Source organism: Pseudomonas sp. Root329 (assembly GCF_001424925.1).
In the GTDB taxonomy this organism is placed as follows: domain Bacteria; phylum Pseudomonadota; class Gammaproteobacteria; order Pseudomonadales; family Pseudomonadaceae; genus Aquipseudomonas; species Aquipseudomonas arabinosi.
This window is the reverse complement of record NZ_LMCV01000003.1, coordinates 46,457-59,135: the sequence shown is the minus strand read 5'-3', so window position 1 is coordinate 59,135 and position 12,679 is coordinate 46,457. Positions and strand designations below refer to the sequence as shown.

Genomic DNA, 12,679 nt, shown 5'->3' with positions numbered 1-12,679 from the left:
GGCCCCTGCTCCCTCGCCAAGGACTACCGTCATGCCCGATACCGCGCTGCCCGATGCACTGCCATCCGACCTGCATTACGTCGATGACACCCAGCCCGGTATCACCCGCAAGAAACTGCGCGGCAAGTTCTGCTACTTCGACCCGGCAGGTCAACGCATCACCGATCAAGACGAAATCAAACGCATCAATGCCCTCGCCGTGCCCCCGGCCTACACCGATGTATGGATCTGCGCAGACCCGCGCGGCCATCTGCAAGCCACCGGTCGTGATGCCCGAGGCCGCAAGCAATACCGTTATCACCCGCGCTGGCGAGAAGTGCGCGATGCCGACAAGTACTCACGTTTGCGGGACTTTGGGCTGGCGCTGCCGAAACTGCGCAAACAGCTTGAAACTCTGTTGGCGGCTCCCGGCTTCAGTCGCGACAAAGTCATGGCCACGGTCATCACCTTGCTTGATGCGACGCTGATCCGGGTCGGCAACACCCAGTACGCTCGGGACAACCGCTCCTACGGCCTGACCACCCTGCGCAACCGTCACGTCGAGGTCAACGGCAACGCGATCCTGTTCCAGTTTCGCGGCAAGAGCGGCGTCGAGCACCAGATCACCGTGAAAGACCGACGCCTGGCGCGGATTATCAAACGTTGCCTGGAAATTCCCGGACAAAACCTGTTTCAGTACCTGGATGAAAACGGTGAGCGGCACACCGTCAGCTCCTCCGACGTCAACGCCTACCTGCAAACCCTCACCGGTGCCGACTTCACTGCCAAGGACTACCGAACCTGGGCCGGCAGCGCGTTGGCGTTGGCGGTTTTGCGTGAACTGCAGTGGGAGCCGGAGTCGGATGCCAAGCGGCATGTGGTGGAGATGGTCAAGAACGTTGCCAAGCAATTGGGTAACACTCCGGCAGTCTGCCGCAAGTGCTACATCCACCCGGCGGTGCTCGATGGTTTTCTTTTGGGGGCGTTGGCTGAGCTGCCCAGGCCACGAGCGCGCAAAGGGCTCAGGGCAGAGGAAGTCGGGCTTGCGGTGTTTTTGGAGAAGATGCTCGCAACCGTTGAAGCGACGAACTGACCTGTCTATTTTTTGCACGATCGCAAATGACTTCTATAGTTGTTGTGAACCTGAATTAGCTGTGGTGAGGCCATGGAAGACATTTTCGTTGTGAAGCGTTGCAACAAGATCATCATCTATGGCCGCCGAGCCGGAGATACCAACCATCCACCACCCGATGCCGCTGTCTGGTATCGCATCGCCGATACTCGAACCCGTGGCTTCATCGGTGACGGTTTCGACCATGAAGAGGACGCCCGGCGTGAATGCCGGCAGCTCAATGCCAGGTCGCAAGTGACGGTCCGAGAAGGCTGATGCTACCTGCCTTTCACGGGTCTATACTGAAAAAAGCTGAAGGATTAGCGACCCCATCGGCAGACAGCTCGCTCCCCCGCGGGCTTTTTGCTGCCAATTAAAGGTTTCTTGAACGGAGGTGTTTGCCATGTCCGAAAAAGAGTCCATCACCACCCTGCTCACCCTGCTCGACTCCCGTCAGGCTCGCCTGGCAGCGGCATGCAAGGAAATCGCCGACTGGGTCGATCATCAAGGCGGGCACCCGACGGCCCTCAGAATCCGTGATCGTCTGAACGACATCGAGAAGGACACGCCACTGATTCGCAATACGCTGTCGTCGCTCAAACCTGTCGACCCGCCCCTGCCGCGGTTCAGATGATTCGATCTGGACATCCTCAAGGACACGGCCTGATTCAGGACGCATAAACGGCGACCTTATCGTCACCGGGTGCGTCCTTGCCTGAACGCTTCCTGCTACATCCCCAACCCAGCCTGACGCTGGGCTTTTTTATGGCTGCGCGATCTGTTTCACACTGCATTCACATCTCAGGCTCTAGATTGACCGGACTCCTTTGAAGAATCTCCCTGGCCCGCCCGCATGCGGGCCTTTTTTTTGCCCATTACGCAGGCAACGAACGTCACCGTACGGCGGAGGTCAAACGATCACACGTCACGAAGGAGGCGTCTGATGGTTACTCACTTCAAAGTCGGCGGGCATCTGGCCTGCGGTCACAAAGGCAGCAAACTCGTTTCAACCAGCGAACTTACCCGGGTGAAATGCAGAAGCTGCCGCAACACCGACGCGTTCAAGGATGCGCGCAAAGACCAGCGCAACGCTGCACGCCGCGCCGCACGCAAAGCCAAAGTTACGCATACAGCCAATGACTGGCGCGCGGCTTGGGTCGAACGGCTCACCGCAATGGAAGGACTGCAACGATTGCCTCGTGGTTTTACCGGTCAACCTTTCGTTTAACTGACAGCTTCGGCGGCTGAATCGAATTCACTCGATCCGGCCGCTGGCGCCATGATTTCCAGCAACGACATGCGCTTGAAGGCTTCGACCAGACCACGCCCCTCCTCGGGTGCACAGGTGATGGACAGCCGCATCGTCGCCTCCCCCAGATGCCAGATCAGAAACGCAGATTCCCGAACCCGCAACGCATCGCTGTCGGGGAATACCCGAAGCATCGCATCAGCCAATAACCCGCCCGCAATACGACTCTCCTGCAGCTCCAACGCCATGAGCTGTTTGTCTGCCTGCATCCCGGACCAGATATCACGCATCGCCGGTGTAGCAAAAACGATCTCGTAATACTGATCGAGCAGCTCCGAATAGGCTGCTTGCAATCCTTGCGCGTCCTCGACTGCACCCAACGCCTCTTCGATACTGCCCCTGGCATCCCGCCATTTTTGGCGGCAAACAGATTTCTCGACTAGGGTTCTATCGAACCAAAATTGCGCCGACGGTGTTGGCGGTCACTCATCAAGGAGGGGACAGATGACATCAATTCGAGATACCGAGAAAACCTATCGCACCTGGTCCAGCCCAATCTTGCTTGAACTCAAGGAGAGAGAGGACCAGCTAGACGCTGCAGCCCGCCAGGCCCTTCAAAATGTCTTGGTAGAGAGAAGGCTTGTCGATACCGGCAACCCTGCTGGCGAAGATCGACGCGGCGCTGCTCCAGGGGCTAGCGGCCGGGATCAATAGCCGTGGTCAACTCAAAATAGCGGACCAGAAACAAACAAGGGTTTGCATCAGCTTTCGCTCGCAAACCCTTGATTTAAGATGGCGAAGCAGGAATCGAACCTTCCTCTTTGTCACTGAAAATAAAGGAAATTTTTAAAATCGAAAATTTTTGTACCTCTATGTGTACCCTCACTGAGCTTTTCCAATGGTACGACAGGAGCGCAGTGGGTTGGATTTGCTGTCATCAGGTCTTTCATAGGGCTCGTTCATTCAACGACTCATACCTTTCTTAAAGCCTGGCGCCACCCAAGCGTTCACGGCCCGGATGTTCCCGGGCCGTTGTGCTGGTGTACCTCCTTGCGGAGCCCTTCAGCTCTCCTTGACCAACTGCGTAAGCAGCCTCGTTTCAGGCTTTTTTGCGAAGACCTTCTGCGGCAGCAACAGCCAGGCCAGTGCCGGCAGCAGGATCAAGGCGCCGAGCATGTTCACCAGGAACATGAAGGCCAGCAGGATGCCCATGTCGGCCTGGAACTTGATCGGCGAGAAGGCCCAGGTCGACACCGCGACCGCCAGCGTCATGCCGGTCAGCAACACCACCTTGCCGGTGAACAGCAGCGCCTGATAATAGGCTTGAGCCAAGGTGTCACCGGCACGCATTCGAGCGAGGATCACGCTCAAGACATAGAGCGCGTAGTCGATGCCGATGCCCACGCCGAGCGCTATCACCGGCAGTGTCGCCACTTTCACTCCCATGCCCAGACTCACCATCAGCGCCTCGCAAAGAATCGAGGTGAGCATCAGCGGCAGCATCGCGCAGAGGGTTGCGCGCCAGCTCCGGAAGGTCAGCAGGCATAACAGGCTGACCGCACCGTAGACCCAGAACAACATCTCGTGCATGGATTTTTTCACCACGATATTGGTCGCGGCTTCGATCCCGGCACTGCCCGCGGCCAGCATGAATTTGACCTCTGGTACCTGATGTTCAGTGATAAATTTCTCGCTGGCCTCCACCACTCGGTTCAGGGTATCGGCCTTGTGATCGGCCAGGTAAACGTACAGTGACAGCATCGAGCAGCCCTGATTGAACAGCTCTCGCGGCGCTCGGGTCTGCACCGCACCCAACGCGCCGTCATTGGGGATCAGCTCATACCATTTGAAGTTTCCTTCGTTGTAACCGGCCGTGGCGATCTTGCTCAGCGCCGCCATGGAGGTGGTCGACTCCACGCCTGGCAGTTGCTCCAGCCGCCAGGCCAGCGCATCCACCGCGGACAGACTGGCGTAGCGAGTGCACTGATCTTCCGGGGTCTTGATCATGACCACGAAAATATCCGAGCTGGCCGCATAGTTGCGGGTCATGAACAGCGCATCGCGGTTGTAGCGCGAGTCAGCCCGCAACTCCGGCGCGCCGGGATCGAGATCGCCGATCTTCAGGTGCAGGCTCACGGCAAACCCGAACGCGGCCAGCAACAGGCCGCCCAGCATGGCGCCAATGGCCCAGCGCCGTTGGGTAAACAGATCGAGAAAACGCCACAACGGATGCTTGATCTGCGCCTGCAGTTCGGCGGTTTCCGAACTCAGGCTGCGTTGCGCCGCTGCCGGGCTGACACCGATATAGCTGAGCAGGATCGGCAGCAGAATCAGGTTGGTGAAGATCAGCACCGCCACACCAAGGCTGGCGGTGATCGCCAGGTCCTGGATCACCCGAATGTTGATCAGCAGCAACACCGCGAAGCCCACCGCATCACAGAGCAACGCGGTCATGCCGGCGGCGAACAATCGGCGAAAGGTATAACGCGCGGCCACCACCCGGTGGGTGCCTCGACCGACGTCCTGCATGATGCCGTTCATCTTCTGTGCGCCATGGCTCATGCCGATGGCGAACACCAGAAACGGCACCAACGCCGAGTAAGGGTCCAGTTCATAACCGAGAATGGCGAGCAGACCAAGCTGCCAGAGCACTGCCACCAGCGAACACGTCACCACCACCAAGGTGCTGCGCGCGCAACGGGTGTAGCCATAGAGCACCACCACGGTCACCAGTACCGCCACCACGAAAAACAACAGTACCTGGGTCAACCCCTCGATCAGATCACCGACGATTTTGGTAAAGCCGGTGATGTGAATCCGCAGATCATCGGTCTGGTACTTGTCCCGCAGGGCTTCCAGTTGCCGGGAAAACTCGCCGTAGTCCAGGGCCTTGCCGGTCTGCGGACTGTTTTCGAGCAAGGGCACGAAGATCACACTGGACTTGAAGTTGCCGGCCACCAACTGGCCGACCTCGCCAGAACGGGCGACGTTGGTCCGCACCTGTTCGATACTGGCGGCAGAACCATCGTAGTCGTCGGGGATCACCGTACCGCCATCGAGGCCCTCTTCCGTCACCGCGGTCCAGCGCGTGGTCGGGGTCCATAACGACTTCATGTAAGGCCGGTCGACACCCGGCAGCAGATAGAGCTCATCGTTGAGCCTGGCCAGGGTGTCGAGGTAGTCGTTGGTGAAGATGCTGCCCTGCTTGACTTCAACGGCGATGCGCAGTGAGTTGCCCAGGCCGCTCAACTCGCTGCGATTCTCCAGGAAGTTGGCAACATAGGGGTGGCCGGTCGGGATGGTCTTCTCATAGCTGGCGTTGATGCCGATGCGCGTGGCTTGCCAGCCGAGCAGCAGAGTCACCAACAGACACAGCAGGATCACTAGCGGTCGATGGTTGAAGATCGCCCGCTCGGCGAAGTTGCCCGAAGCCTGGTCAAAGTCTTCCAGGCGGCCGATCACGGTTTGGGTTTTGTCGTCTTTCAAGTCTGACTCCTGTTGCGCGGGCCTCGGCCCGATAGCGCTACACCGTGAGGTTTCAAGGTTTGCCGGATGCCCGCGGATCCTGGTCAGCGGCCACGCCACTCAAACCGACGCTGGTCAGACTGCCGTCGGCCGCCTGCTGCAAGGCTGCGACCGTCGAACCGCTGCGGCTCTGACGCTTGTCGAAGCTGCGACCCTGGTCATGGCTGAACAAGAGCTCGCCGCTCTGGCTGACCATCAGCAGGCTGCCGTCACACAGCTCGATGGCGCTCGCCAACGTTGAGTCGACGCCAGTGTCGAGGCGCCGCCAACGGTTCCCACGGTCATCGGACCACCATGCGTTGCCGCGCAAACCATAGGCAATCAAGGCTCCACTGCGGGTGCCGAGCAGACCGAAAAAGCTGCCTTCATAAGGTGACTTCAAGGCCTGGAACGAATGCCCGGCATCGCTCGAACGCAACAGCAAACCGCGCTCCCCCACCAGCAGCAGGTCAGTGCCCGAGGCACGGATGCCGTACAGGTTCAGGCCCTGCGGATTGTCCACATGTCGCATCCAGGGTTGCCAGTTTTGCCCGCCGTCGTCAGTGCGGTAGATCTGGTTGTAGGCGCCAACGATGTAGCCATGCAGCCGGTCACTGAAGTACAGGTCGAGAAACGGCTTGTCCGGTCCATCGCTCAATAAATGCCGTGCCTGTTCCAGATTGCTGGCACCGCCCGGTTGATCGGCATTGCGCTGCGCAGCCTGCACCGCCAGCTTGGCGGCACCTTCACCGTCGAGCTGTTTGTGCCAGGTTTCACCGCCATCCTCGCTGTGCAGTACGACACCCAGATGCCCCACCGCCCACCCCTGCTCGGCGTCGACGAATTGCACCGCTGTCAGGCTGACGCTGACCGGCACACTGGCCTGGCGCCAACTTTTCCCCGAATCGTCCGAGAGCAGCACGATGCCCCGCTCTCCGACCGCCACCAAGCGCTCCCCGGCCCGGGCCAACCCGAGCAATACCGCGCGCTGGGCCTTGGCCGTCGGCAACGCCGGCTGCTGCAACACCGCGAACGTCGCGGCCTGCGCAGCAATGGACGTGCTCGCCAACAGACACAACGCCAGGGCGCAGACACCCCATCGCTGGCCAAAACTCGCAAAGATTTTTTCAACGTTCATGTCTTTATCCCGCTTGGAAAATCGCTCGCGACCGCGACGAGTTTTTCGCCCGTCACGGCCCCCCATGGTTCAACGCATGTTTTCGTTGGCCATGGCATCCGGCGTGAAGTAAGAGGCCGAAGGCTTCGCGACTTTCTGGTACTGAACCGCCAGATCATTGCTCGATGAGTTGAGGAAGTAGGCGCCGGTGTCGAGGTTGTAGCTGCCCCACATGACCTGTGCGGTGAGCGCCGGCAGGTCAGGTGCCAGCAACGTCAGCGAATACATCTGGCGTCCCAGTTTGCCTTGGGCGTCATACCCGTCGGCCATCAGGATCTGCCAGGAGTCCTCGTCGATGTAATAGGTGCGACGCGGCACCACATGGCGTTTGCCGGATTTAAGCGTGGCCTCGACCACCCAGACCCGATGCTTCTCCCAGCGCACCAGATCGGGATTGAGGAAGTTCTGTTTGACCAAATCGTCGCTCTTGGCCAGGCCGGCGCGGTTGTTGTTGTAGGCGACGATCAGTTCTTTCTTGCCCATCAGCTTGAGGTCGTAGCGATCGGTGGGCCCGAACAGCATGAACGCTTCGTCGAACAGACCGACCCCGGAGGTGACGAAGTCCGGGGTGTCGTAGGCGATGTTCGGCGCCCGACGCACCCGGCGCTGGCCAACCAGGTACTGCCAGGCCGCACGGTTGGCCGGGTCCAGGTCCCAATGGGTCATCAGGCCTTCACCGGCCTTGGACGACGGCAGTTCGGTCAACAGTTTGCCAATCAGGTATTTGCCGGAAAAATTTTCCGGGCTGCCGTTTTCGACGTAGTAGGGAAACTGGTAGGTGTACTGGGCACGGGTCGCCTGGACTTTCTTGCCGCCCGCCGTCATCAGCCAGGTGTCGAAAGGCGAACTGATGGTATCGCCACCCTGCCAGGACAGCCGGTAGTTCCACAGTACTTGCGCGCCGTTGTCCGGAATCGGGAACGGGATGCCGCCATAGGCGCTGACGACTTTCTCGGTCTCAACGTCCAGCGTGGCGCGGACGGCATTCTTGGCGGTGTTGTCATAGACCCATTGCGGGGCTGCTGCCGAGCGATGGGTCGGGTAAACATCCAGCCGGTAGTCCGGGTATTTCTTCAACAAGACCTTGGTACCTTCGGCCAGCTCGCTGGCGTACTGCTCCATGTTCGAGGCCTTGATCGAGTACAGCGGTTTCTCGCCGGCGAATGGATCGGGACGTTTATCACCCGGCTTGTAGCCGGGTGCGACCTTGGTGTAACCACCGTCCCAGGCCGGGATGCTGCCATCGGCGTTGCCGGCTCGCTCACCGCCAAGGGGCGTCAGTCCGGACTTCAGACTTGCAGCCTTCTCAGGCGATACCGCTGCCTGTGTCAGGCTCATGCCGGCCAGAGCCAGGGTGAGGACGCACGTGTTGAGAAATGCTTTGTTCTGCATGGCGAATCCACCTTTTTAGAATGAGGTTTTCACGTAGAGCGAGACGAAGTCGCGGTCGGCCAGCGACTGCCCGTAGCTGAAATTCCCGTCCTCGCGCAGCCCGGCTTTTGGCGCACCGAAGAAGTTCACGTAGTTGAGGCCAACATCCCAGCGCTGCAGATAAGTGGCCTTGAGCCCGACACTCCAGTCGCCGGAATGGGTATTGCCGAAGCCCGATTTGTTGACGGCCGACGAGCGCCCGTCGAGCACCACGCCCATGCCAATCGGCACGGTCAGGTCGATCCCGTCGACAATCTGGAAGTACGCCGGCTCCACCAACACGCGTAACGCCGTCGCATCGCGGGTCGTATTGGAATCCAGGGCCGCGGCGTTCTCGGTGATGCTCAGGGTTCGGTTCCAGGCCAGTTCGGCCAGTGCCGAGCCGCCGTCCCAGAAAGCCGTCGGTGACAACAGGTAAATCGCCGACAGGTTGGCGTGCGCGGTTTTTCCCCGAGCAAACAGCGAGTTGTCGCCGCCATCTGCATCCGTGCCCGGTGTCACCACTTGCAGATTGCTCACGAGCGGCGCATTCCAGCGCACGGAGGTTTCACCGGCAAAGTTGAACGGCCCATAGGCAGTGGAGAAGCTGACGCCGGCAGTCTTAATATCTTCGGCGTAGACCTGACGATAGGAACTCAGGATCGGCAACCCGGTGGCTGCCGCGGCCGCACCATCGAGGTAGGCATACAGGCCGATCGGGGCTTTGTCGTGATACTGCGCGGCGTAGAATCCCAGTTCCAGTTCGGTCCCGGTCGGTTTGAAGCGAATCTGCATACCGCCCTGCCCCGAGTTCCTCGGTTTCAGATCGCCGCCATTCACGGTGTCGTTGCCAAACACCTCACGCAGTGAACCGCTGCCGTAACCGATGGCATCGACATCACTCAGGTAACTGCCGGCGCCGGGCAGATTGGAGCGCTCCCACTCGAACTGGTAGTAGGCGCCCACCGACAACTGTGGGTTGATCTGCAACTGCCCGGAGACCTGATTGACCGGACGCAGAATCTCCTTGAACTGGGTCCCCGGCACGCTGAGCAACTTGACCACGTCGGTCGGGCCCTGGGCATTGGCAATCCCGTTGCCGCCGTAGAACAGACTTTCGCCGTAGATCAGGCTGTGCCGACCCAGACGCACCACACCCTGGGAGTCTTCACCGAGGTCACCGCGCAGGAACACGAAGGCGTCGAGGATTTCGCCGTCGCGGCCATGGAGCTTGCGGGTCTCGCTGAGGAAATGCGTTTGCTCGCTGCTGTCGGTGTCCTGGTTGTAGATATCGTCGTACCAGGCCGCGCCACTCACGCGCAGCCCGTAGTTTTGCCGACTGAGGTCCATTTCGGAAAACAGGTCCAGACGGTTGGAGACCAGGCCACTGCTGAAGTTTTTATCGCCCTGGCTCTGGATCGAGGGATACAGGCCGTTGGCGGTCGGCGCGTTGACCAAACGGCTGTCCTGACCCTGTAGACGCCAGGCCTGGCTGTATTTGATGGTGTTGTCCCAGCGCAGTTTCCAATCGGAATCACCGAGGTCCATTTGCACGGCCTCGACCCTTTCGACCATCACGCCTGCGCTGCATAACGCCAGAAACAGGGCGCAGTGCTTGAAACGAAAGCAACGTTTAACGTTGTCCATGGACGCTCCTCATTATTTTTATTTTTGGCATGGCTTTGCACGCATGGCGCCAGCCAACACGCTCGGGTAGCGGCTTGCGCCGCTGTCTACGGGTGTGCGTTTCAGATGTAGGTGGAGGCCAATCCGCCATCGACTGCCAGGTTGACGCCGTTGATCCAGCGCGACTCGTCGGCACACAGGAAAGCGATCACCGCCGCCACCTCATCGGCATAACCGGGGCGCTTCATGCGATGGGCATCAGCCTGGGTCCGGGCCTCACCGAGCATGCTTACGAAGTCGCCGAGGATCGGCGTGAAAACCGGGCCTGGCGCCACGCTGTTCATGCGCACCGAATGTTCGAGAAACCAGGGCTGGGCCTGCACGTAGTTCCAGACAATCAAGGCTTCCTTGAAATACTGGTAGCAGGTCTCGTCCGGTACCGGGTGCTCGGCCAGCCAGGCTTGCGCGGTGGCAAAATCTTCGATGCGCGCCAGCGCCTTGTGCAGGTCCAGGCGTTGCGGCCATTCGGCTCCGAGGATCGAGGCGATATTGACGATGCTGCCGCCAGCCGTGATGCGCGGCAGTAGCGCACTGCTCAGGTGGCGCAACCCCAGGTAATTGACCTGCGCCAGCAGTTGCGGGTTTGCAGTGCCCGGGACCCCGGCGATGTTGCACAGACCGTCGATCCGCTCCGGTAACTGCGGCAACAGCCGGTCGATGCTCTCGGCGCTGCTCAGATCACCCTGGACAAAGCCGTCCAGGGTCATGTGCGGGGCCTTCAGATCCACGCCAATCACTTGGGCGCCGTGGCCGCGCAGCAGGCTTGCAGTGGCTGCACCGATACCCGAGGAGACCCCGGTCACCAGCACAATCTTGTTGTCGAGTTTCATGTTGTGTCCTCTTATTGTTTTTGTGTACTCGCCCGGTGGACCGACCACCCACGTCGGCCCGGGAGCAGTCAGAACGGGTAGCGCGGCGCGGTGTCCTTGACCGTCACCCATTGCCATTGGGTGTATTCGTCCCAGTCGGCCGGGCCGCCAACGCTGCCGGCATTTCCCGAACTGCCACGCCCACCGAATGGGTTGACGCATTCGTCGGCCACCGTCTGATCGTTGATGTGCAGCAGACCGCAATTGAGTCGCTCGCCAATCGCCATCGCGCGCCCGACCGACGGCGAGATGATCCCCGCGGACAGGCCATACTCGGTGCGATTGGCCAACTCGATGGCCTCCTCGTCACTGGCAAAACTCACCACCGTGGCCACCGGACCGAAGATCTCATCGTCGAATGCACGCATGCCCGGACGCACGCCTGAAAGAACCGTAGGTTGGTAGAAGAGCTGTTCAAACTCGCCGCCGGCTTCCAGAATTGCCCCGGCCCTCACACTCTCCGTGACGATTTCATGCACACGTTGCAACTGTCGTTTGTTGATCAAAGGCCCCAGCACCGCCTCGCCGCGAGCGGCATTGCCGACGGTGATCGTCCGTGCTTTCTCTGCCAGCCGGCGGACCAGTTCTTCAGCGATCGACTCATGGGCCAGGATGCGTCCGGTGGCCATGCAGATTTGCCCCTGATGCAACCAGGCTCCCCAGGCGGCGTTGCTGGCCGCCAGGTCGAGATCAGCGTCTTCGAGCACGATCAGCGAGTTCTTACCGCCCAACTCCAGGGCCACTTTCTTCAGATGACGCCCGGCCACCTCCGCGACTTTGCGTCCCGCTGCGGTGGAGCCAGTGAACGCAATCATCCGCACATGCGGGTCGCGGCACAGCGCCTCACCGGCCACTGCTGCGCCCGGCAAAACCTGCAGCAACCCCTTGGGCAGACCGGCCGCCTCGAATAACCGGGCAATGATGAAGCCACCACTGACCGGGGTCTGCGGATCGGGCTTGAGCACCACGGCGTTGCCGGCCGCCAACGCGGGTGCCACCGAGCGCAGGGAGAGCACCAGAGGAAAGTTGAACGGAGAAATCACTCCGACCACGCCATGGGGCAACCGGCGTGCATAGGACAAGCGCCCCGCCTCGCTCGGAAGAACCAGGCCATGGGGTTGCGACAGCAGCCCGGCCGCCTGATGCAACAAGACGATCGCCTCACGGACCTCATGTTCACCCTTGAACAGACTGCCGCCACTTTCTCGAGCGATGTACAGCGCCAGCTCGGCAAAGTGTTGCTCAGCCAACGCGGCGGCTTTTCGAAAGATCTGCGCCCGCTCGCGCGGCCCTAATGCCGCCCAGGCCGGCTGGGCACGGGCAGCGTTGAGACTGGCAAACGCGATGTCCGCAGCATCGGCCAGACCGGTGACAGTCAACACCTCGCCGGTGGCTGGCTCGCGTACGCTATTGCTGCCGCCCAATGGGCGTATCCAGTCGCCATTGAAGATGCGCTCGTTCCACAACTCGTCCCGCAGAAAATCAGAGGATTCACTTACCGACATTTCGGCCTCCCGGCTCTTGTGTTTGTCATCGACCGACGTCGCCTTGCTGAAGCGGTGAAGTCGTCTGCGTCGTGAAAGCACTAGAGCAAGGGCTGTGCCGACTTCCTGCGTGCCACCGTTATTTAGATGGCGAAGGCTCTGGCCTGTGGGCTCAAGATGAGTACTCAAAGATCGGGCGAGGGTCTCGAC

At 60.4% G+C, this 12,679-nt stretch carries 11 protein-coding genes and 1 pseudogene; 5 read left to right on the top strand and 7 right to left on the bottom strand.

The genetic code is table 11. The annotated features are described in order from the left end of the window. Positions 1-31 precede the first annotated feature (31 nt). The 4 genes from ASC74_RS05260 to ASC74_RS05245 all read left to right on the top strand — a co-directional run bounded on the left by ASC74_RS05260 (position 32) and on the right by ASC74_RS05245 (position 2,318). Positions 32-1,072 carry a DNA topoisomerase IB gene (locus ASC74_RS05260; RefSeq protein ID WP_056739827.1) on the top strand — a complete coding sequence of 347 codons (1,041 nt, stop codon included), beginning with the start codon at positions 32-34 and terminating at the stop codon, positions 1,070-1,072. Between the two features lie 72 nt (positions 1,073-1,144). Next, on the top strand, positions 1,145-1,366 hold the full coding sequence (locus ASC74_RS05255; protein WP_046047413.1) for a hypothetical protein: 222 nt from the start codon (positions 1,145-1,147) through the stop codon (positions 1,364-1,366). A gap of 127 nt (positions 1,367-1,493) precedes the next feature. Further along, positions 1,494-1,724, top strand: a complete 231-nt coding sequence (locus ASC74_RS05250; protein WP_007946177.1) for a hypothetical protein — start codon at positions 1,494-1,496, stop codon at positions 1,722-1,724. Positions 1,725-2,033: 309 nt separating this feature from the next. Beyond that, on the top strand, positions 2,034-2,318 hold the full coding sequence (locus ASC74_RS05245; RefSeq protein WP_046047412.1) for a hypothetical protein: 285 nt from the start codon (positions 2,034-2,036) through the stop codon (positions 2,316-2,318). Here ASC74_RS05245 and ASC74_RS05240 read toward each other — a convergent pair. Beyond that, a pseudogene (locus ASC74_RS05240) lies at positions 2,315-2,734 on the bottom strand (TetR/AcrR family transcriptional regulator); the annotation flags it as partial. The gene ASC74_RS05245 and the pseudogene ASC74_RS05240 sit on opposite strands and share 4 nt — an antisense overlap. Positions 2,735-2,843: 109 nt before the next feature. Between ASC74_RS05240 and ASC74_RS32000 the strand changes: the two are divergent. Continuing rightward, a complete protein-coding gene (locus tag ASC74_RS32000) occupies positions 2,844-3,053 on the top strand; it encodes a hypothetical protein (RefSeq protein WP_056739825.1) in 210 nt (69 codons plus the stop codon). A gap of 348 nt (positions 3,054-3,401) precedes the next feature. Here ASC74_RS32000 and ASC74_RS05230 read toward each other — a convergent pair whose 3' ends face one another. From ASC74_RS05230 to ASC74_RS05205, 6 genes are all read right to left on the bottom strand, one after another. Then, positions 3,402-5,825: an efflux RND transporter permease subunit gene (locus ASC74_RS05230; protein WP_056739823.1), complete on the bottom strand. Its 2,424-nt coding sequence runs from the start codon at positions 5,823-5,825 to the stop codon at positions 3,402-3,404. A gap of 52 nt (positions 5,826-5,877) precedes the next feature. Continuing rightward, a complete protein-coding gene (locus ASC74_RS05225; RefSeq protein WP_056739822.1) occupies positions 5,878-6,981 on the bottom strand; it encodes a WD40/YVTN/BNR-like repeat-containing protein in 1,104 nt (367 codons plus the stop codon). A gap of 69 nt (positions 6,982-7,050) precedes the next feature. Then, positions 7,051-8,412 (bottom strand): DUF1329 domain-containing protein, encoded by a 1,362-nt coding sequence (locus tag ASC74_RS05220; RefSeq protein ID WP_056739820.1) that lies wholly within the window; start codon positions 8,410-8,412, stop codon positions 7,051-7,053. Between the two features lie 15 nt (positions 8,413-8,427). Beyond that, positions 8,428-10,077, bottom strand: a complete 1,650-nt coding sequence (locus tag ASC74_RS05215) for a DUF1302 domain-containing protein (RefSeq protein WP_056739817.1) — start codon at positions 10,075-10,077, stop codon at positions 8,428-8,430. Between the two features lie 101 nt (positions 10,078-10,178). Beyond that, a complete protein-coding gene (locus ASC74_RS05210) occupies positions 10,179-10,946 on the bottom strand; it encodes a coniferyl-alcohol dehydrogenase (RefSeq protein WP_056739816.1) in 768 nt (255 codons plus the stop codon). Positions 10,947-11,014: 68 nt separating this feature from the next. Further along, positions 11,015-12,490, bottom strand: a complete 1,476-nt coding sequence (locus ASC74_RS05205) for a benzaldehyde dehydrogenase (protein ID WP_056739814.1) — start codon at positions 12,488-12,490, stop codon at positions 11,015-11,017. Positions 12,491-12,679: the final 189 nt, after the last annotated feature.